This is a genomic window from Cellulomonas sp. B6 (genome assembly GCF_001462455.1).
In the GTDB taxonomy this organism is placed as follows: domain Bacteria; phylum Actinomycetota; class Actinomycetes; order Actinomycetales; family Cellulomonadaceae; genus Cellulomonas.
Genome location: NZ_LNTD01000272.1, coordinates 1 through 18,296, shown reverse-complemented (window position 1 = coordinate 18,296; position 18,296 = coordinate 1). Strand labels below are relative to the sequence as shown.

Annotated in this window: 20 protein-coding genes and 1 riboswitch; of the genes, 9 read left to right on the top strand and 11 right to left on the bottom strand. The window is 75.7% G+C overall.

The window, feature by feature from the left end; all coding sequences use genetic code 11:
• Positions 1 to 8 precede the first annotated feature (8 nt).
• A complete protein-coding gene (locus ATM99_RS17995) occupies positions 9 to 1,079 on the bottom strand; it encodes an AraC family transcriptional regulator (protein WP_062104167.1) in 1,071 nt (356 codons plus the stop codon).
• A gap of 121 nt (positions 1,080 to 1,200) precedes the next feature.
• Complete coding sequence (locus tag ATM99_RS17990; RefSeq protein ID WP_223305265.1) at positions 1,201 to 1,608, bottom strand: transferase; 408 nt, start codon at positions 1,606 to 1,608, stop codon at positions 1,201 to 1,203.
• 303 nt (positions 1,609 to 1,911) lie between these two features.
• On the opposite strand from ATM99_RS17990, the gene ATM99_RS17985 reads away from it, so the two are divergent.
• The 4 genes from ATM99_RS17985 (at position 1,912) to ATM99_RS17970 (ending at position 4,355) form a co-directional block, all read left to right on the top strand.
• A complete protein-coding gene (locus ATM99_RS17985; RefSeq protein ID WP_062104165.1) occupies positions 1,912 to 2,409 on the top strand; it encodes an OsmC family protein in 498 nt (165 codons plus the stop codon).
• A gap of 1 nt (position 2,410) precedes the next feature.
• Positions 2,411 to 3,196 carry a hypothetical protein gene (locus tag ATM99_RS17980; RefSeq protein ID WP_223305264.1) on the top strand — a complete coding sequence of 262 codons (786 nt, stop codon included), beginning with the start codon at positions 2,411 to 2,413 and terminating at the stop codon, positions 3,194 to 3,196.
• A 104-nt stretch (positions 3,197 to 3,300) separates the two neighbouring features.
• Entirely contained in the window at positions 3,301 to 3,951 is a 651-nt protein-coding gene (locus ATM99_RS17975; RefSeq protein ID WP_062104164.1) for a nucleotidyltransferase domain-containing protein, read from the top strand.
• 50 nt (positions 3,952 to 4,001) lie between these two features.
• Entirely contained in the window at positions 4,002 to 4,355 is a 354-nt protein-coding gene (locus tag ATM99_RS17970) for a hypothetical protein (RefSeq protein WP_150118361.1), read from the top strand.
• A 15-nt stretch (positions 4,356 to 4,370) separates the two neighbouring features.
• Here ATM99_RS17970 and ATM99_RS17965 read toward each other — a convergent pair whose 3' ends face one another.
• Positions 4,371 to 5,363, bottom strand: coding sequence for an aldo/keto reductase (locus ATM99_RS17965; protein ID WP_062104162.1), 993 nt, complete (start codon positions 5,361 to 5,363; stop codon positions 4,371 to 4,373).
• Between the two features lie 33 nt (positions 5,364 to 5,396).
• Here ATM99_RS17965 and ATM99_RS17960 point away from each other — a divergent pair, with 33 nt between their 5' ends.
• From ATM99_RS17960 to rocD, 3 genes are all read left to right on the top strand, one after another.
• Positions 5,397 to 5,891 carry an SRPBCC family protein gene (locus ATM99_RS17960; protein ID WP_062104161.1) on the top strand — a complete coding sequence of 165 codons (495 nt, stop codon included), beginning with the start codon at positions 5,397 to 5,399 and terminating at the stop codon, positions 5,889 to 5,891.
• A 209-nt stretch (positions 5,892 to 6,100) separates the two neighbouring features.
• Positions 6,101 to 6,928 (top strand): dimethylargininase, encoded by an 828-nt coding sequence (ddaH, locus tag ATM99_RS17955; protein WP_062104160.1) that lies wholly within the window; start codon positions 6,101 to 6,103, stop codon positions 6,926 to 6,928.
• The gene (gene rocD, locus ATM99_RS17950; RefSeq protein ID WP_062104159.1) at positions 6,925 to 8,151 is read left to right on the top strand and encodes an ornithine--oxo-acid transaminase; all 1,227 of its coding nucleotides are present in this window, start codon (positions 6,925 to 6,927) and stop codon (positions 8,149 to 8,151) included. Before ddaH ends, rocD begins: the two co-directional genes overlap by 4 nt.
• Positions 8,152 to 8,213: 62 nt before the next feature.
• Here the strand turns inward: rocD and ATM99_RS17945 are convergent, their stop codons facing one another.
• Positions 8,214 to 8,666 carry a GNAT family N-acetyltransferase gene (locus tag ATM99_RS17945; RefSeq protein WP_062104158.1) on the bottom strand — a complete coding sequence of 151 codons (453 nt, stop codon included), beginning with the start codon at positions 8,664 to 8,666 and terminating at the stop codon, positions 8,214 to 8,216.
• 68 nt (positions 8,667 to 8,734) lie between these two features.
• On the bottom strand, positions 8,735 to 9,955 hold the full coding sequence (locus ATM99_RS17940; protein WP_062104157.1) for a hypothetical protein: 1,221 nt from the start codon (positions 9,953 to 9,955) through the stop codon (positions 8,735 to 8,737).
• Between the two features lie 163 nt (positions 9,956 to 10,118).
• On the opposite strand from ATM99_RS17940, the gene ATM99_RS17935 reads away from it, so the two are divergent.
• Entirely contained in the window at positions 10,119 to 10,601 is a 483-nt protein-coding gene (locus ATM99_RS17935) for an Lrp/AsnC family transcriptional regulator (protein ID WP_223305263.1), read from the top strand.
• Between the two features lie 25 nt (positions 10,602 to 10,626).
• On the opposite strand, the gene ATM99_RS17930 is transcribed toward ATM99_RS17935, so the two are convergent.
• The 4 genes from ATM99_RS17930 to ATM99_RS17915 all read right to left on the bottom strand — a co-directional run bounded on the left by ATM99_RS17930 (position 10,627) and on the right by ATM99_RS17915 (position 14,325).
• The gene (locus ATM99_RS17930) at positions 10,627 to 11,559 is read right to left on the bottom strand and encodes a universal stress protein (RefSeq protein ID WP_062104155.1); all 933 of its coding nucleotides are present in this window, start codon (positions 11,557 to 11,559) and stop codon (positions 10,627 to 10,629) included.
• A gap of 109 nt (positions 11,560 to 11,668) precedes the next feature.
• Entirely contained in the window at positions 11,669 to 12,214 is a 546-nt protein-coding gene (locus tag ATM99_RS17925) for an HNH endonuclease (protein WP_190278876.1), read from the bottom strand.
• 156 nt (positions 12,215 to 12,370) lie between these two features.
• Positions 12,371 to 13,147, bottom strand: a complete 777-nt coding sequence (locus tag ATM99_RS17920; RefSeq protein WP_062104154.1) for a C40 family peptidase — start codon at positions 13,145 to 13,147, stop codon at positions 12,371 to 12,373.
• 3 nt (positions 13,148 to 13,150) lie between these two features.
• Positions 13,151 to 13,375, bottom strand: a riboswitch (cyclic di-AMP (ydaO/yuaA leader).
• Positions 13,376 to 13,635: 260 nt separating this feature from the next.
• Entirely contained in the window at positions 13,636 to 14,325 is a 690-nt protein-coding gene (locus ATM99_RS17915) for a metal-dependent transcriptional regulator (RefSeq protein ID WP_062104153.1), read from the bottom strand.
• Positions 14,326 to 14,450: 125 nt separating this feature from the next.
• Here ATM99_RS17915 and serC point away from each other — a divergent pair, with 125 nt between their 5' ends.
• Positions 14,451 to 15,593, top strand: a complete 1,143-nt coding sequence (gene serC / locus ATM99_RS17910) for a phosphoserine transaminase (protein WP_062104152.1) — start codon at positions 14,451 to 14,453, stop codon at positions 15,591 to 15,593.
• Between the two features lie 83 nt (positions 15,594 to 15,676).
• Here serC and ATM99_RS17905 read toward each other — a convergent pair whose 3' ends face one another.
• Both ATM99_RS17905 and ATM99_RS17900 read right to left on the bottom strand, forming a co-directional pair.
• Positions 15,677 to 16,390, bottom strand: coding sequence for an LPXTG cell wall anchor domain-containing protein (locus tag ATM99_RS17905; RefSeq protein ID WP_062104151.1), 714 nt, complete (start codon positions 16,388 to 16,390; stop codon positions 15,677 to 15,679).
• A 130-nt stretch (positions 16,391 to 16,520) separates the two neighbouring features.
• A partial coding sequence (locus ATM99_RS17900) for a DUF4012 domain-containing protein (protein ID WP_062104171.1) occupies positions 16,521 to 18,296 on the bottom strand: 1,776 nt, incomplete at its 5' end.

The following is an 18,296-nucleotide window of genomic DNA, read 5'->3' as shown; positions in this document are numbered from 1 at the left end:
GGGCGACGTCAGCGCGTCGTCGGCAGCGGCTGCCCGCGCAGCGCGGCCGCGCGGAACTGCGTCGGCGTCAGCCCGAACCGGTCCCGGAAAGCCCGCCCCAGCTGCGCCGTCCCGGCGAACCCGGTCTCGCGCGCGACGCGACGCACGGTGACGCCGTCGTCCGCACCCGCGAGCATCTCCGCGGCGTGCTCGAGCCGGATGTCCCGCAGGGTCGTCGCGAACGAGTCCCGGCTGTCCTCGAACTGCGCGAACAGGTGCCGCCTGCTGATCCGCAGCTCGCGCGCCACCACGTCGGCGTCGAGCCCGGGGTCCGCGTACCGCTCGACGAGCAGCGCGCGCACGCGCTCGCGCAGGCCCGGCTCGGGCGGGGCCTGGCCCCGGTCGATCGCCGAGGCGACGGTCGCGGCGACCAGCCCCTGCAGCGCCTGCGTCGCGGTGAGCCGCACCACCGGGTCGACGTCGTCGTCGAACAGCACCTCCATGAGGTGCTGCGCGGCGGGGGCGAGCGGCGCGTCGCGCAGGACCAGGTCCTCGTCGCGCAGGATCGCGTCGGGGCGCCGCCCGAACAGGGACGTCGTCAGCAGCACGAACGTGCGCCGGCAGGGACCCTCCCGCCACTCGATGCGGTAGCGACCGCGCACCGGGTGCAGCAGCACGTCGCCGGGACCGAGCGGCAGCTCGTGGTCGCCGCGCAGCAGCACCCCGGTGCCGGACTCGATCAGCTCGAGCACCGCGATCCGCGGGCCCGACGGCACGGCCGCCGGCGCCCGGTCGGACTCGGCGGTGTACCGCGAGCCCTCGTACCGCAGCAGCAGCATCCGGTCGGCCGCGACCGGGTGGACGACCCCGGCGGTCGCGTCCCCGTCGGTGAACGTCAGCTCCCAGCCCATCGGGGCCATGAGCGCGAGGATCTCGCTGGGCCCCACCTCGAGCGGGCCCTGGCCGACGACCCGCTGCACCCAGTCCAGGACGGAGCCGGTCGAGCGGTCCTGCCGGCGCACGACAGCGATGCGTCCCTCCGCCGTCGCGTCGTCACTCGTCGGGGGCGTGACCTGCGGACCGACGTGCGAGCTGGGCATACGTCCGACGTTAGCCGCGCCCTGCGCACTCGATCGGGTGAAGTCGCCCGCGGGCGGCGTGATGCACGACCGCCGCCCGGCGGACGACGCCGGGCGGCGGTGCGCCGCGGTGCCGCATGCGTCAGGCGGCGAGCACGTGCGGCGGGAAGCCGGTGCGCTCGACGTGGGCCCCGTCGGCGATCCTCGCCTCGGGCTCCACGACGAGCGCGGCGTCCAGCTGCGCACCGGCGCCGACGTCGACGCGGGCACCCAGGCGGGCACCACGGCCGACGACCGCGTCCCGGCCGACGTGCACGTGCGACCCCAGGCGCGCGCGCTCGGAGACGACGGCACCCGGTTCGATCCAGCAGAACCGGCCCACCGACGCACCGGCCTCGACGACCGCGCCCGGGTCGACCCACGCGGAGTCGGCCACGAACGCGCTCTCGTGCACGCGCGCGCCCTTGGCGACGAGGCCGCCGCCGTTCTCGTGTCGCTGGTAGCGGACGACCTTGCCGTCCTCGGTCTCGAGTTCCTCGTATCGCTTCATCCTGCTCATCGCAACGATCCGACCGCAGGCTCTGTTCCCGCCGGAAGGGCCGTCACACGACCTTCACGCGAGCCCCGCGGACCTGTCCCCGCCGCCGTGACCTGGACCACCGTCCACCGTCGCCGCCCCCGCCCGCGGCACGACGCCAGAGGGCCCACCAGTCCCCTCGCCGAACGCGGGGAACGTCCGGCTCCCACGGCCCGGAGACGGCCGAAGCCCGCGCTCGGCGGGCCTCGCACGGCGGCGGGCGCGGCGTCGCGCGCTCGCCGAGAACCCCGCGCGGGTGCGTGCGAGGATCGCCCCATGACGACCGACCAGGACGCGCGCGACGTCGCCGGGAGCCCGGCACCCACGGGGGCGGACACCCCCGACCCGCTCGCCAACGCGGGCGACACCGCGCTGTGGCTCGAGCGCACCGGCACGCGGCAGTACGTGGGCCGCAGCTCGCGGGGCGCAGAGGTGCGCATCGGCTCGGTCGGCGACCCGGAGGCGTTCTCCCCCGGCGAGCTGCTGAAGATCGCGCTCGGCGCGTGCAGCGGCCTGTCCGCCGACGCGGCGCTCGTGCACCGCCTGGGCGACGACGTGCAGGTCACGATCCGCGTGGGCGGTGCGACGCACCCCACCGAGGACCGCTACCCCGCGCTGGCCGAGGTCATGGAGGTCGACCTGTCGGGCCTCGACGACGCGACGCGCGACCGCCTGCTGACGGTCGTGCACCGCGCGGTCGACCAGCACTGCACGGTCGGGCGCACGCTCGAGCACGGCGCCACGACGACGCTCACGGTGACCGGGGAGCGCTGACGTGCCACGGCTCGTGCAGGGGGCGCTCGACAAGGCGGTGACGATCCCGTCCGCGACGATCCACGCGCACGTCGAGAGCGTGCGGCGTCGCAACCCCGACGCGGACCCCGCGCGGGTCGTCGAGCTGCTGGAGAAGGAGTACCTGCTGGTCGTGGCCGGCACCGGCGGCGCCGTGGGTGCCGCGGCGGCGGCACCGATCGTCGGCACGGGTCTGGCGACGGCGCTGACGGTCAGCGACGTCGCGACGTTCTTCGGCGCGTCCGCGGCGTTCTCCCTCGCGGTCGCGTCCGTGCACGGCATCGACGTCACCGACACCGAGCGCCGCAAGGCGCTGCTGCTCGCGACGCTCCTGGGCGAGTCGGGCGCCAAGGTCGTCGGCGACGCGGCGGAGCTCACGACGTTCCGGGTCGGGCGCGTGCTGCTCACGCGCATGCCGATGGGCACGGTCAAGAAGGTCAACAACCAGCTCACGCGCAAGCTCGTGCGGTCGCAGGCCGCGCGCGTCGGCGGCATCGCGGTCGGGCGGCTGGCGCCCTACGGCATCGGCGCGGCCATCGGCGTCGCGGGTGGGCGGTCCCTCGGCATGACCGTCATCAAGGGTGCGCGCAGCGCGTTCGGCCCTCCGCCGCACGCGTTCCCCCGGGTCGTCGAGGTCGCGCCGGTTCACGCGCAGGTCGCGACGGCGCCGCACGTGGTCGGCCAGGCCGACGCGGTGGTGCCGGTACGTCCGGCCACCGGCACACCCCGGGGCGGCGTACGCGGACGCCGCTTCCGGCGAGGGCGCTGAGGCCGCACCACTCCCCGGCCTGGGTGACCGTTGCCACCACGCAGGCGCCGGCAGTAGATTGCCACTGTTGGCAACATTTTGCCGACAGTGGCAATGGAGTGCACATGGACTGGAGACACCCCGAACGCGCGTTCGGACCCGGGCTCGACGCCACGATCCTGCACGCGCTCTGGCGGTCGGGCACACATCTCACCGGGGCCGAGGTGCACCGGTCGGCCGGATGCGGTTCTCCACGAGGAGTCCGCTACGCGCTCGAGAGGCTCGCGACCCAGGGGATCGTCTCGACCTCGGTCGTCGGCACGTCGAACCTGTACGAGCTGAACACCGCACACCTGACGTACCCCGCGGTCGACGCCGCCTTCCGAGCGCTCGACCCGTGGCAGGCGCTGGCCCAGCGGGTCGACGCTCTCGTCGCCGAGACGCTCCCTCCGACCGTCACCGCAGACGGGACCCTGCCGCCACAGGTCTCGGTCAGCGTCTTCGGGTCCGTCGCGCGCGGCACGGCGGACGAGGGGTCGGACGTCGACCTGCTCGTGGTCACCCTCGATCAGGCGACAGACGGGGAGCGCCTCGCGGACCGACTCGAGGTCGAGGGACAGCGCTGGACCGGACAGCGCGTCCAGGTCTACCTGACCACCCACGCGCAGCTGGCGCGTGCCCGTGACGCAGGCGACCCGATCGTCGCGTCCTTCCGGGCGGACGCCCGCCGCATCGTCGGACCGTCCGTCGACGACCTGCTCCGGCCGGCCGCGTGACACCCCGCAAGGACGACCGCCGTCGTTCGATGACGGCGACGGACGTCCGGATGCGCGCACGAGTGGCTCGCACCTACCTCGACGTCGCCGAGCTCGCCGTCACGGAGGACGAGCCGCACCGGCAGGTTGCCGCGGGGCTCGCCGCGCTCGCCGCCATCGCGGCGGCCGACGCCGTCTGCGGGCACCGCACGGGTGACTGCTACGCGGGACAGGACCACGCTCGGGCAGGTGAGCTGCTGGAGCGGACACAACCGGACGGTGCTGAGCTCGCGCGCCACTTCCGGGCCGTCATCCGCGACAAGTCAGCCGCGCACTACGGCACCGACTACCTGACGGTCGAGAGGGTCACGGCCATGCTGCGGCACGCGAGACACCTCGTCGACGCACTCGCCTCGATCGCCTGAGGCGGCGCCCCGCCGTCACCACCGCGCGTGCACGTGCTCCCGGACGCGGCTGTCGTACACGTCCGCGAGCGCCGCGAGCGTCTCGTCCGACAGGTCGGGGAACGCGTCCGCGGCCGCGTTGGCCTGGGCCTGCGCGGGCGTGCGCGCCCCCGGGATGACCACCGAGACACCCGGCTGCTGCACGATCCAGCGCAGCGCGAGCTGCGCGGTCGTCATGCCCGACGGCGTGAGCCCGGCGACCTCGCGCGCCGCGGCGACGCCGACGTCGTAGGGCACGCCCGAGAACGTCTCGCCGACGTCGAACGCCTCGCCGTGGCGGTTGTAGGCGCGGTGGTCGTCGGGCGCGAACTGCGTCTGCTCGTCGTACTTCCCGGACAGCAGGCCCGACGCGAGCGGCACGCGCGCGACGATGCCCACGCCCGCCTCGGCCGCCGCGGGCAGCACCTGCTCGAGCGGCTTGCGGCGGAACACGTTGAGGATGATCTGCACCGACGCGACGTGCGGGCGCGCGATCGCCGCGAGGGCCTCGTCGACGGTCTCGACGGACACGCCGTACGCGGCCGCGCGGCCGTCCTCGACGACGCGGTCGAGCGCGTCGTACACGTCGTCGCTGCGCAGCACGGCCGACGGCGGGCAGTGCAGCTGCACGAGGTCGAGCGTGTCGGTGCGCAGATTGACGCGGCTGCGGTCGGTCCACCGGCAGAACGCGTCGTACGTGTACGCCTCGGCGACGTGCGGGTCGGCGCGGCGGCCCATCTTCGTGGCGACCGTGACCGACCCGGCCAGGTCGGGGCGCGACGCGAGGAACGCGCCGATCGTCCGCTCGGACCGTCCGTCCCCGTACACGTCGGCCGTGTCGAGGAACGTGACCCCCGAGGCGACCGCGGCCTCGAGCACGGCGTGCGCCGTGTCGTCGCCCACCTCGCCCCAGTCCCCGCCGAGCTGCCAGCAGCCCAGCCCGATCACGCCGACCTCACGACCCGTCCGCCCCAGCACCCTGCTCCGCATGCCGACGACCGTACCCCGGGGCAGGATCGACGCATGCCCACGGCCGAACCCGCCCGTCGCGTCGCATCCGTCACGCGTGCGCTGCCGGTCCCGGCGGCTGCCGCCTGGGACGCGCTCACCGACGCGCGCCGCCACGCGGCGTGGGTGCCGCTGACGCGCGTGACAACCGACGGTCCCCCGCGCCTCGGCACGCGGGTCGAGGCGGTGTCGGGGCCGTGGGCGCGCCGCGGTGCGCCGGGGCTGGTCGACCGCATGGTCGTGACGCGCTACGACGCCCCGGGGGACGACGCGGGTGGCGCGGCCGGCGTCGCGGTCTTCGGCAAGCAGGGTCCGGTGCTGCTGGGCGAGGCGACGATCGTGGTCCTGCCGACGGGGCCGGGTGCGTGCCGCGTGACGTGGTCGGAGGACGTCCCGCTCGCCGGCCCGCTGCCCGCGCGGCTCACCGCGCGGCTGACCCGGCCGGTGCTGCGCCTGATGGTGCGTCTCGTGCTGCGCCGCGCCGCACGCGAGCTGACCGCCGACGCCTGACCCGCGCGCGCCCGGGACCACGACCCGACGACGACGGTCATCGGTGTTTCGCGTGCGTTTCGACGCAACGGATCGCACGAGACGAGCACGATCGCGCAACGGATCGCGCCCGGGCGCGCAACGCCACGTGTCGGGAACCGCGTCGAGACGCTCGTACCCTCGAAGGGTCTGGCCGCTCACCCCCGCGGCCCCGTCCTCCGAGGAGACCGATGACCGCGCACGCACCCGGTGCCACGCCCCGCCACTACCTCATGTGCGAGCCGACCCACTACACGGTGTCCTACCGGATCAACCCGTGGATGGACCCGCAGCGCGTGACGGACACGGACCTGGCGGTGCGGCAGTGGCGCACGCTGCGCGACACGTACCTCGAGCTCGGCCACACGGTCGACACGATCGACCCGATCGAGGGCCTACCCGACATGGTCTACGCGGCCAACGGCGCGACCGTCGTCGACGGCGTCGTCTACTCGGCGCGCTTCCGGTACCCCGAGCGCGCCGCCGAGGGCCCCGCGTACCAGAAGTGGTTCGCCGACCGCGGGTTCGTCACCCACACCGCCGAGCAGGTCAACGAGGGCGAGGGCGACCTGCTGGTCGTCGGCGACCTGATCCTGGCCGGGACGGGCTTCCGCTCCGACCGCGCGTCGCACGCCGAGCTGCAGGAGCTCGTCGGCCACCCCGTGATCTCGCTCGAGCTCGTCGACGACCGCTACTACCACCTCGACACCGCGCTCGCCGTGCTGTCGTCCGACCCCGCGTCCCCCCAGATCGCGTACTACCCGCCCGCGTTCTCGGCCGGCTCGCGCGCGGTGCTCGAGCGTCTGTTCCCCGACGCGGTCGTCGCGACGGACGACGACGCCGCCGCCCTCGGCCTCAACGCGGTCTCCGACGGGCTGCACGTCGTCGTCGCGCCGCGTGCGACGCACCTCGCGGGCGAGCTGCGCGACCGCGGCTACACCCCGATCCCGGTCGACACCTCCGAGCTGCTCAAGGGCGGCGGCGGCGCGAAGTGCTGTACGCTGGAGATCCGCCGGTGACCACGTCGCCGGTGGTCGGGTCGGCCCTCGCGCCGAACTACCACCCGCTGCCCGTCACGCTCGCGACGGGCGAGGGCGCGTGGGTCACCGACACCGACGGCCGCCGGTACCTCGACATGCTCGCGGGGTACTCGGCGCTGAACTTCGGCCACCGCCACCCCGCGCTCGTCGCTGCCGCGCACGCGCAGCTGGACCGACTCACGCTCACGTCCCGCGCGTTCGACCACGACCTGCTGGAGCCGTTCGCGCAGGCGCTCGCCGGGCTCGTCGGGCCGCTGCTCGCGGGCACGTCGCACCTCGTGCTGCCCATGAACACGGGCGCCGAGGCCGTCGAGACCGCGATCAAGGCGGCCCGCAAGTGGGGCTACGAGGTGCGGGGCGTGCCCGCCGACCGCGCGACGGTCGTCGTCGCCGACGGCAACTTCCACGGCCGCACCACGACGATCGTGTCGTTCTCGTCCGACCCCGACGCGCGCCGCGGGTTCGGGCCGTTCACGCCGGGCTTCGTCACCGTGCCGTACGGCGACGCGGCGGCCCTGGCGCGCGCGATCGACGAGACGACCGTCGCGGTGCTGCTCGAGCCCGTGCAGGGCGAGCAGGGCGTGGTCGTGCCGCCGCTGGACTACCTCGCGGCCGTGCGGCGCGCGTGCGACGACGCGGGCGTGCTGCTGGTCGCGGACGAGATCCAGTCGGGCCTCGGCCGCACGGGCTCGACGCTCGCGTGCGAGCGGTTCGACGTGCGGCCCGACCTCGTGACGCTCGGCAAGGCCCTGGGCGGGGGCGTCCTGCCCGTCTCGGCGGTCGTCGGACGGGCCGACGTGCTCGAGGTCCTCACCGCCGGCACGCACGGCTCGACGTTCGGCGGCAACCCGCTCGCGTGCGCGGTCGCGCTCGCGGTGGTCGACCTGCTGACGCCCGGCACGCTGCAGGCCCGCGCCCGCACGCTCGGCGAGCACGTGGGCGACCGGCTCGACCCGCTGGTCAACCGCGGCCTGCTCACCGACGTCCGGACGATCGGGCTGTGGGCCGGCATCGACGTCGCACCGTCCGCCCCCGGGGGCCCGGCCAGCGGACGCGAGCTGTGCGAGCGGCTGCTCGCGCGCGGGGTCCTGGCCAAGGACACGCACGGCGCGACGATCCGGCTCGCACCGCCGCTCACGGTGGACGTCGCGGACCTCGACACCGCGCTGGACCGCCTCACGGACGCGCTCACGTCGCGCTGAGCCCACCCGGGTGCGTCCGCGCACCCGGGTGGGCTCGGTGCCCGCGGCACGCGTCGGACGCGTCAACCCGCGGACGTGAGCCGCAGGTGCAGCAGCGGGTACGGCCGCCCGGCGTCGTCGGTCGCGCTGCGCCCGACGACCGCGAAGCCGTGCCGCTCGTAGAACGCCCGGGCTGCGACGTTCTGCTCGTTGACGTCCACCCGTGTCACGCCCTGCTCGTGCACGACGTGCGCGAGCAGACGACCCCCGACCCCGCGCCCCTGGTGGGCAGGGTCGACGAACAGCATCGCCAGCTCGCCGTCGCTCGTCCCCGCGAAGCCCGCGGGGGTGCCGTCGACCTCCGCGACGACGAGCCTCACCGCGGGCAGGTACGTCGAGACGAGCAGGGCCTCGATGTCGTCGAGGTCGGCCGTCGCCACGAAGTCGTGCGTGGCGTCCACCGCGCGCCGCCAGAGGCGGACCAGGGCGGCGTGCTCGGCGGGTCCGCCGCAGGGACGCACGGTCAGGACGGGCACGGACGTCTCCTCGCGGGTCGGGCTCGGCTCAGCATGCCACCCCTGCGGGTGCCGACCCCCGCCGCCCGTCAGCCGAACGTGATCGACGTGTACATCCAGCCGTCGTTCATGACGACCCCGATGTACGCGGTCGAGTAGCCGCCGAGCATCTGCTCGTTGTGGCTGCTGGAGTTGGCGTAGGCGTTGATCATGCGGCTCGCGTCACCCGGGCTGACGCGACCGACGATCTCGGGCCGCGCCTTCGCGGATCCGGCGCGCGTGCCCGAGTGCCAGATGCTGTCGGAGGCGGCCATCTGCATCGCGTGCTCGACGCGCGCGCCCGACCGGACGATGCTCAGCTCCCCCAGCCCGTTCGCCACGCGGTGCGCGTTGAGCGCGGCTCCCACGGCACCGGCCGACCCCTCCGAGCCCGCGAGGGGCAGGCCCGCGGCGGCAGCCGCCGGGGCACCGTCCGACGCGCCACCACCACCGGCAGCGGCGGGGGCGGCCGCCGCCCGGCGCGGGGTCGGGGCCTTCGCGGCGCGGGCCGCCGCGGCCTGCGCGGCGGCCGCACGCGCGGCCTCCTCGGCCGCGATGCGGGCGTCCTCGGCGGCCTGCCACGCGGCCTGCGCGTCGACGACCACCTGCTCGGGAGCCGCGAGGGCCCCCGTCGTGGTCCGCAGCGTGGTGAGCGAGACGGCGGTGGCCTGCAGCGCACCGGAGGCCGCGTCGATCGCGCGCTGCAGCTCGCCGCGCGGGCCGTCGCCGGCCTGCGGCGTCGAGGCGAGGGTCGCACCCGCGTGCTCCAGCGCTGCCCGCCCCTGCTCGCCCGCCGCGGCACGCTGGGTGGTGGACACCGCCGCTCCCGTGACCACGCCGTCGGCGCGGCCGGCCGCGAGCTCGGCAGCGAGGCCCGTGGTGACGGCGTCGACGCGCGACTGCGCGGCGCGCACGGCCTCCGCGCGGGCGGCCCGCTCCTGCTGGACCGCCCACACCCCGCCGGCCGAGACGAGCACCGCGGCCGCGGTGAGCAGCGCGACGACCTGGCGTCGGTGGGTCGTGCGCGCACGTGCGGCGTCCGGCGCGGGTGCCGCCACCTCACTGTCGGGCGAGGGTACGGCGACGACCGGCTCGTGCGGCTGCGGGACGTCGGAGGTCCGGGCGGGCACCACGGGGACGGGACCCGACAGCGTGTGGCCGACCTGCGTCGGGATCAGCGGTGCCGTGCGGGGCGCCTCGACCGGAGCGGCGGGTCGGTCCGCCGCCGTGGCACCCCGGCGGGGCGTGCCCGTGTCCTGCCGTCCGCCCATGGTTGACCCCCCAGCGTTGTCGCGTCCTCCCGACGCATCGGCACGTGCAGCGTCCGACCTGAGGCCTGATGTCGCAAACCGGGGAACATATGGCCAGATGTCCTGCACATCCGTGCAGAACGGACGTCCGGGGCGCCCTCGTCGATGCAGCACCATGGGACCCGTGGACGCGGACCGGCTGGACCCCCTCGACCAGGCGATCCTGCGCGCCCTCGCGCGCGACGCCCGCGCCACGTTCGCGCAGATCGGGGCGGACGTCTCGCTCTCCGCACCCGCGGTGAAGCGCCGCGTCGACCGGCTGCGCGAGCACGGCGTCATCCGCGGCTTCACGGTGCAGCTCGACCCGGCGGCGCTGGGCTGGCACACCGAGGCGTTCGTCGAGATCTTCTGCCAGGGCTCGACGAGCCCGGCCACCATGCGCGCCGCCGTCGAGCGCTACCCCGAGGTGGTCACGGCCTCGACCGTCACGGGTGACGTGGACCTCGTCGTGCAGGTGCGGGCGCGCGACATGCGCCACCTCGAGGAGGTCGTGGAGCGGCTCGCCGCCGAGCCCTTCGTGGCGCGCACGCGCTCGACCGTCGTGCTCTCGGCGCTCGTCCGCCGCCCCGACGCGGTCCCCGCGGCCGACGTGGCCGGCGGAGCCTGAACCTCGCGGCGGGCGTCGGCCGGGCTCAGCCCGCGGTCGGCGCCTCGCAGCGCGTCGTCACGACCATGACGGGGCAGCGCGCGTGGTGCAGCACGGCCTGGCTCGTCGAGCCCAGCAGCAGCCCCGCGAAGCCGCCGCGACCGCGCGACCCGACGACCAGCAGATCGGTCGCGTCCGAGAACTCCGTCAGCAGCTCGGCGCCCGTGCCGTCCAGCACACGGCGCTGCACCGTCACGCCGGGGTGGTCCGCCAGCGCGCGGTCGACGACCACGTCGAGCCCCTCGCGCACGTCGCCCAGCACCTGCTCGTGGTCCACCGCGGCGGGCAGCCACGCGAGCGCACCCGCCATCGACGCGATCGGGACGCCCGACACGGCGAACAGCTCGGCGCCCCACGCGTGCGCCTCGCGGATCGCCGCGCGCAGCGCGGCCTCCGCCGCCGCCGAGCCGTCGACACCCACCACGATGCGCCGCACGGGCCGCAGCGGCGGCACCTCGCCGTCCGGCAGCGGGTGCCCGTCGTCCCCGCGCAGCGGCACGACGACCGTGGGGCACCAGCCGTGCGCGGGCAGCGCCGACGAGACCGTGCCCAGCAGCCGGTCCGCGAAGCCGCCGCGACCGCGCGTGCCGACCACCGCGAGCTCGACGCGCCGCGACTCCTCGACGAGCGCCGCGGCCGCGTCCCCGGTCACGACGCGGCCGTGCACCGGGACCCCGGGGTCACCCAGCTCGCCCAGCGCCTCGTCGAGCACGGACTGCGCCCCGACGCGGATCGTCTCGTCGTCCAGCGCGGCGTAGCCGCCGTCGAGCGACGCGGCCGTGAACGAGGGCAGCGAGTAGGCGACGAGCACGCGCAGCCCGAGGGCGCGCGTGCGCGCCTCCGCGGCCGCCCACCGCAGCGCGTGCAGGCTGGCGGTCGATCCGTCGACCCCGACGAGGATCTCGTGCTCGCGCGTCATGTCGACCTCCCGCGTCGCGTGCGGCGCTCCCGTGCGCCCGATGGTCCGGTCCTGCCATCGTGGCACAGGGCGCCGCACGCGACCGCACCGGTCCGCGGCCCGTCGCGCGTCAGGCGACGAGGTACGGCGACCACGCCGGCTCGGCGTGCCCGGCGGCGCCACCGACCGTGACCGACCAGCGGGGCGCCCGGGGCAGGAAGGGCAGCTGCCAGCCGAGCTCGTGCAGCGTGCGGTCGGCCTTGCGGTGGTTGCAGCGCCGGCACGCGGCCACGACGTTGGTCCACTCGTGCCGGCCGCCGCGGGACCGCGGGTGCACGTGGTCGACCGTGTCGGCCCCGCTGCCGCAGTAGACGCACCGGTGGTCGTCGCGCTGCAGGACGGTGCGGCGGGTCGGCGGCACGGGGCGACGCGCCGGGACGTGCACGTACCGCGTGAGCACCAGCACGACGGGGGCGGGCATCTGCACGCGGGCGGAGTGCAGCACGTGGCCGTCCGACTCCAGGACGGTGGCCTTGCCGGTCATCACGAGCACCACGGCGCGGTGCAGCGTGACGACGCACAGCGGCTCCCCGCTGGCGTTGAGCAGGAGCGTGCGCGCGGGCACGCCCGGGCGGACGTCGGGGTCGGTGGCCTGGTCGGCGGCGGTCGTCAGCACGGTGCACTCCCGGTGGTCGGACCGGCTGGCTGCCGGCCGTGGGCGAGGAACAGCGTGAATGCCGGACCAGCGTACGCGCACGTCCTTTGCGCGTCCGGGAACGCGACGAGGCCCCGACGACGTGGACGTCGTCGGGGCCTCGCGGGTCGGAGCGGGTCAGCCGATCCGGATGAACGTGGGGTTGCTCTGCCAGATGGACCGGAACTGGACCGTCTTGCCCGGCCGCGGCGCGTCGATCATCTGGTTGTCGCCGGCGTAGATGCCGATGTGGCCGGGGCTCCACACGAGGTCGCCCGGCTGGGCGTCGGCGCGGGACACGACCTGGCCGGCGTTGCGCTGCGAGGACGACGTCCGCGGCAGGTCGATGCCGAGCTGGGCGTACACGTAGGACGTGAAGCCCGAGCAGTCGAACCCGTCGGGCGTGGAGCCGCCGGAGACGTAGGGGACGCCGACGTAGCGGGCCGCGACCTCGAGCACCGCGTTGCCGGAGACCGACTGCGGGATCGGGTTGTTGGCGACCTCGCTGACGGCGGCGCGCTCGGTGCTGGCGGCACGCTCGGCCGTGCGGGACGCCGCGCGGGTGCGCTCGGGGGCCGGCGGCGGCGCGGGCTTCTCGGCCGTGACGACCGGCGCGTCGACCGTGAAGACGGCCTCGGCGGGCGAGGCGACGACGGGCGAGGTGTTGAGGACCGCACGCGCGGAGGCCGTGAGGGCGGCCGTGTCGACGGCGGCGAGCGCGGGGGCGGCGTCACGGTCGACGGCGGTCGCGGGGACCGCGACCATCGAGACCATGAGGCCCGACGAGGCCGCGACGACGGCGGTGCGCCGACCGACGGTCCCCATCTGCTCGGAGGCGGCGGAAGCCAGCTCGGTCAGCGGCGTCGACGGGCGACGCGCGGCGCGGTGACGCGCCCGGGTGATGCTCTCGGACAAGGTCGTGCCTCTCCTGGCGCCTACGAGGTGAGCTGTCGGGTTCGGGTGGGAGATCACCCGGCCGGTCGGCCGCCACGACCGCCTGCACTCACGTGCACGCTGCCGTACCGTCCGCCCGGCTTCACCCCAAGGACACCGTGTGACCGGTGCCCGCAATGTGGTTCCCCCGCCCCTGCCGGCGAGTCGTACGGACCTGCGAGCGGCGGCAGGGTTCGGCGTTCCGCTCGAGGGCTCCACGGAGGAGGGTTCCGAGAAGCAGGACGAACGTACATGACCCTCTGCGCGATTGTCACGCTCCGGTCACGGAGATCTCGGCGAGGTCATGGACGGCCGTCCGACACGCCGAGCGACACGCCGGGACGACCTTCGACCTCGTCGAGACACGACCAAGGCGGCCCCGCACCAGGGTGCGGGGCCGCCCGAGGGTCGTGCGGCCGGACGTCCGCCGGCACCCCGCGGGCGCCGGGCGAGGGACCCGACCTCGGCGCTCAGACGCCGACGAAGATGTGCCGGGCCACGTCCTCGGGCAGGTCGAGGACGGTGCCGGAGCCCGCGACGCCGACCGTCACGACGCCGGCGACCCGCTCGACCGTGATGTGGGCACCCGGCTGGACGCCGGCCTCGGCGAGCCGCGCGAGGAGCTCGACGTCGACCTGCAGCGGCTCGGCGATGCGCGCGACCACGGCCGTCCCGTCGACGGCGGCCCGCTCGCCGGTCAGCGGGACGACGCCGTCGAGGAACCGCACCTCGGTGCTCACCTCGCCGATCTCGTCCAGCCCGGGGATGGGGTTGCCGTAGGGGTCGAAGTGCGGGTGGTCGAGCAGCGCCACGAGCCGCTGCTCCACGCGCTCGCTCATGACGTGCTCCCACCGGCACGCCTCCTCGTGCACGTGCGGCCAGTCCAGCCCGATGACGTCGGTGAGGAGCCGCTCGGCGAGGCGGTGCTTGCGCATGACCCGCACGGCCTTGCTCTGCCCCTCGGGCGTGAGCTCGAGGTGACGGTCGCCCGTGACGACCACGAGGCCGTCGCGCTCCATGCGCGCGACCGTCTGCGACACCGTCGGGCCCGAGTGCCCCAGCCGCTCGGCGATGCGCGCGCGCAGCGGGGTGATGCCTTCCTCGGTGAGCTCGTAGATCGTCTTGAGATACATCTCGGTCGTGTCGATCAGGTCGCTCACCGCTCGGCCTCCCACGTCGCGTGCCACGGCCCGGGCGAAGGGACCGCTTCCGGTGCCCAGGGTAGTCGGCCGCACCCCCGTGAACGGGCGCGGGGCCGAACCCCGGGCGTCGCTATCCTCGCGTCGTGCCCGCCGCCGACGCCCTCGCCCGCCTCACGATCCCCGCCGACCTCCTGCCGCGCGACGGCCGGTTCGGGTCCGGCCCGTCGCTCGTGCGACCCGAGCAGGTCGACGCGCTCGCCGCCGTGGGCCGCACGGTGCTCGGCACGTCGCACCGTCAGGCCGCCGTGAAGGACGTCGTCGCCCGCGTCCGTGCCGGCCTCGCGGACCTGTTCGACCTGCCGGACGGCTACGAGGTCGTGCTCGGCAACGGCGGCTCCACCGCGTTCTGGGACGTCGCGACGCTGTGCCTCGTGGAGCGGCGCGCGGCGCACGCGCAGTTCGGGGAGTTCGGCGCCAAGTTCGCCGCCGCGACGACGCGTGCACCGTTCCTCGAGCCGTCGCACGTCGTGTCGGCGCCCGCGGGGCAGGTCGCCGTCCCCGAGCTCGTGGACGGCGTCGACGCGTACGCGTGGCCGCACAACGAGACGTCGACCGGCGCGATCGCCCCCGTGCGGCGCGTGCCGGGGTCGCAGGAGACCGGTGCGCTCGTCGTCGTCGACGGGACATCGTCGGCCGGGGGCACCACGCTCGACGTCGCGCAGACCGACGTCTACTACTTCGCACCCCAGAAGTGCTTCGCGTCCGACGGCGGCCTGTGGCTCGCGCTCGCGTCGCCCGCCGCCGTCGAGCGGGCCGCGCGCGTCGAGGCGTCCGACCGCTGGGTGCCCGAGTTCCTGTCGTTCACCACGGCCGTGACGAACTCGCGCGCCGACCAGACGCTCAACACGCCCGCCGTGGCGACGCTGGTGCTGCTGGCCGAGCAGATCGACTGGATGCTCGAGCACGGCGGCCTGGCCTGGGCCGCCGCGCGTACGGCCGAGTCGTCGGGCCACCTCTACGCGTGGGCCGAGAGCCGTGACTGGGCGACGCCGTTCGTCACCGACCCGGCGCTGCGCTCCCCAGTCGTCGCCACGGTCGACCTGGCCCCTCACATCGACGCGACCGCCGTCACCGCCGTGCTGCGCCGCCACGGCGTGGTCGACATCGAGCCGTACCGCAAGCTCGGGCGCAACCAGCTGCGTGTCGGCACGTACCCCGCCGTCGACCCGCAGGACGTGCGCGCGCTCACGGCGTGCGTCGACCACGTGGTCGAGCAGCTCGGCTGAGCCGGCACCCCGGGACGGCAGGCGACGGAGCCCGGCACCGCGCGGTGCCGGGCTCCGTCACGTCGTACGTCGTGCGGCGGGCGTCAGGCCCGCCGACGTCGCGCCACCAGGACGCCCGCCGCGCCCGCGAGCACGAGGCCCGCACCGACCAGGACGACCGGCCCGGTGGTCGCACCGGTGGCGGACAGCACCTCGGCACGCACGCGCGGGCCGCTCGCCGCGACGCCGCCGGCGACGACGTCGCTGCCCGCCGACAGGACGTCGGACCGCTCGGGCGACGTCAGGCAGCTCGCGGTCGACCGCGGGTAGGCCGTGACGACGGACGCCGTGGGGTTGACGTGGAAGTCGACCTGGACGGAGGACCCCGCCGCCCAGTCGAACTCGTCGCCCTGCACCCAGGTGCCGCCCTCGAGGCGCCAGCCGGGCCAGTCGACGCCCGCGCCGGACGCGTCGGTCACGGCGCCCGGCCAGGTGACCGTCCCGGACAGCGGCTGGTCGGCGTACACGACGTCGGGGCCGCCGGTCGGGTTGACGAACGTGATCGTGACGGTGCGGTGGTCGGTGCCCACCGGCGCCAGCGCGTACTGCAGCCGGGGGACGTTCGCGTCGCACACCGCCGTGAGGGACGCGACGTCGACCTCGCACGGCAGGGGGGCGCCGTACTCGTCGGTGCCGCGCGTGCAGTCGTCGGCACCGGCCGACGGGCTCGGGGCGGGCGACGCGAAGGCCGCGGGTGCGGCACCGGTGGCCGCCAGGACGAGACCCGCGACGACGCAGGCCCGGGTGAACGCTCGCATGGCTGACTCCCCGCTCGAATCGGACATATCGGTATCATCTTCGCGCGCCGATCGTCGGGATGTCGCGGTCCGGGCGGGTGAAGCGCCAGATCACGGGCAACTTCACCCGAACGGGACGTCCGTCCAGGTGTCAGGGGCAGCGGAACGTCGCGACGCCGGGCGAGGACACCGTCGGCGTCGTCCACAGCGTGACCCCGCCCTCGTGCAGCGGGAGGTCGACCGTGACCTCCTGGACCTGCCCGGGGGTGAGCCGCGAGGCCACCTGCTGCACGCTGCGTCCGTCCGCGCGGACGAGGTCACCCGTCGCCGGCGCACCGTCACGACGGACCACGAGCGGCGCACCGTCGCGCGCGGACCACGCCGACACCGACGTCAGCAGGGTCCCCAGCGGCACGTCGTCGCCCGGGTACCCGGTGACCGGCCGCGGGAAGGAGGCCACGTCCTGCGGTGCGCGCAGGTCGAGGCGCAGGACCGCCGTCACGGCGGGCGTCGGGGCGTCGCACCGCGCGTCGCGGAACGTCACCGACGCGTCGAGGTAGGCGCCGAGCTTGCCCTGCGTCGCGTCGTCGAGGAACAGGCCGGGCTGGTCGGCGAACAGGTCGGAGGACGTGAACGCACCGCCCGCGACGGTCGCGGCGAGCCGCTCCTGCTCCGCCGGGTGCGCCGACCACACGCGCAGCCGCCGCTCGTCGACGGCGTCGCGCGCGGCGGCCACCAGCGCACGCCCGTCGCCCGCACCGGAGCCGACCGACGCGACGACCGAGGCCGCGACGGCACCGAAGTAGGCGTCGGCCGCGACGGGGTCGGGGTGCAGGACGTAGGCGTCGCGCAGCAGCGCGCCCACGAGGGACCCGCCGTCGACCGTGCGCCCGTCGGGGTCGACGACCGGACCGGTCGCCCCCACCAGGGACGCCACGGCCACGGGGTCGGTCGCGACCACGCCGTCGACCGCGACGCCCACGTCGCGCGACCAGCGCGCGGCGACCAGCTCGGCGCTCCGGGGGAAGTCCGGAGTCATGACCGCGTTCTGCACCCAGCGACCCAGCCGGTCGCCCCACAGCGCGCGCTCGGCGTCGGTGGCGGGCAGCACGGGCTCGGGCAGGGGCCGCAGGTCGGCGGTGCTGCGCGTGTCGACGATGCTCACGGCACCATCGTCGACGCGCACGGCGACCACCGTCCCGACGATCCCGCCGGCCGCACGCAGCTCGCCCGAGTTGAGCGCGAGCACGAGGTACGTGCGCGGACCGTCGCCGCCGAGCATGGCGGGCAGGACGCCCGCGAGCCGCGCGGCGGGCGCGAGCCGGGCGTCGAGCCGCGCGACGGCGTCCTGCACCTCGCGCACGGGGCCGGACAGCGGTGCGACCAGGCCGTCGGGGTCGAGCGCCGCGAGCCGAGCATCGGCGTCCCCGACGCTCGCGCTGGCCGTCTCGACGCGCGCCGCGGCGACGCGCAGGCCCGCGACGTCGAACCGGCCGTCGGCGCCGCGCAGACCGCCGTCGAGCAGCGCCCGCAGGTCGGCGGCGGCGGGCAGCACGTCGGCGGCGACCGCGTCGAGGGACGTCGCCACGACGCGCACCGCGGCGAGCTGGTCGCCGGCCCACGGCACGTGCTCGGCCAGGCGCCACACCGGGTCCTCGGCCGCGGCAGCGGCGCGCGCGGTCGCGTCCCGCAGCGCCGCGAGGTCGTCGCCGGAGGTCGCGAGGGCGCTCGCGTCGAGCTCGACCCCGGCCAGCCCGTCGCGCGCGTCCTGCAGCGCGGTCGCCGCCTGCCACGCGCGGAACCCGACCCACGCGAGGGCGAGCACGAGCAGGACCAGGAGGACCAGCAGCGCGCGGCGCACCACGCGCACGGCTCGGCGGGCGCGAGCGCCGTGGGCGGGGTCCTCGTGGGCGGGGCCCTCGTGGGC

Coding starts and splice junctions, on each gene's coding strand:
- ATM99_RS17990 (WP_223305265.1), bottom strand. CDS start 1,608: ATGAAGCGATACGAGGAACTCGAGACCGAGGACGGCAAGGTCGTCCGC.
- ATM99_RS17905 (WP_062104151.1), bottom strand. CDS start 16,390: ATGCGAGCGTTCACCCGGGCCTGCGTCGTCGCGGGTCTCGTCCTGGCG.
- ATM99_RS17940 (WP_062104157.1), bottom strand. CDS start 9,955: ATGGGCGGACGGCAGGACACGGGCACGCCCCGCCGGGGTGCCACGGCG.
- ddaH (WP_062104160.1), top strand. CDS start 6,101: ATGACCGCGCACGCACCCGGTGCCACGCCCCGCCACTACCTCATGTGC.
- ATM99_RS17995 (WP_062104167.1), bottom strand. CDS start 1,079: ATGCCCAGCTCGCACGTCGGTCCGCAGGTCACGCCCCCGACGAGTGAC.
- ATM99_RS17930 (WP_062104155.1), bottom strand. CDS start 11,559: ATGACGCGCGAGCACGAGATCCTCGTCGGGGTCGACGGATCGACCGCC.
- ATM99_RS17965 (WP_062104162.1), bottom strand. CDS start 5,363: ATGCGGAGCAGGGTGCTGGGGCGGACGGGTCGTGAGGTCGGCGTGATC.
- ATM99_RS17970 (WP_150118361.1), top strand. CDS start 4,002: ATGCGCGCACGAGTGGCTCGCACCTACCTCGACGTCGCCGAGCTCGCC.
- ATM99_RS17960 (WP_062104161.1), top strand. CDS start 5,397: ATGCCCACGGCCGAACCCGCCCGTCGCGTCGCATCCGTCACGCGTGCG.
- ATM99_RS17985 (WP_062104165.1), top strand. CDS start 1,912: ATGACGACCGACCAGGACGCGCGCGACGTCGCCGGGAGCCCGGCACCC.
- ATM99_RS17975 (WP_062104164.1), top strand. CDS start 3,301: ATGGACTGGAGACACCCCGAACGCGCGTTCGGACCCGGGCTCGACGCC.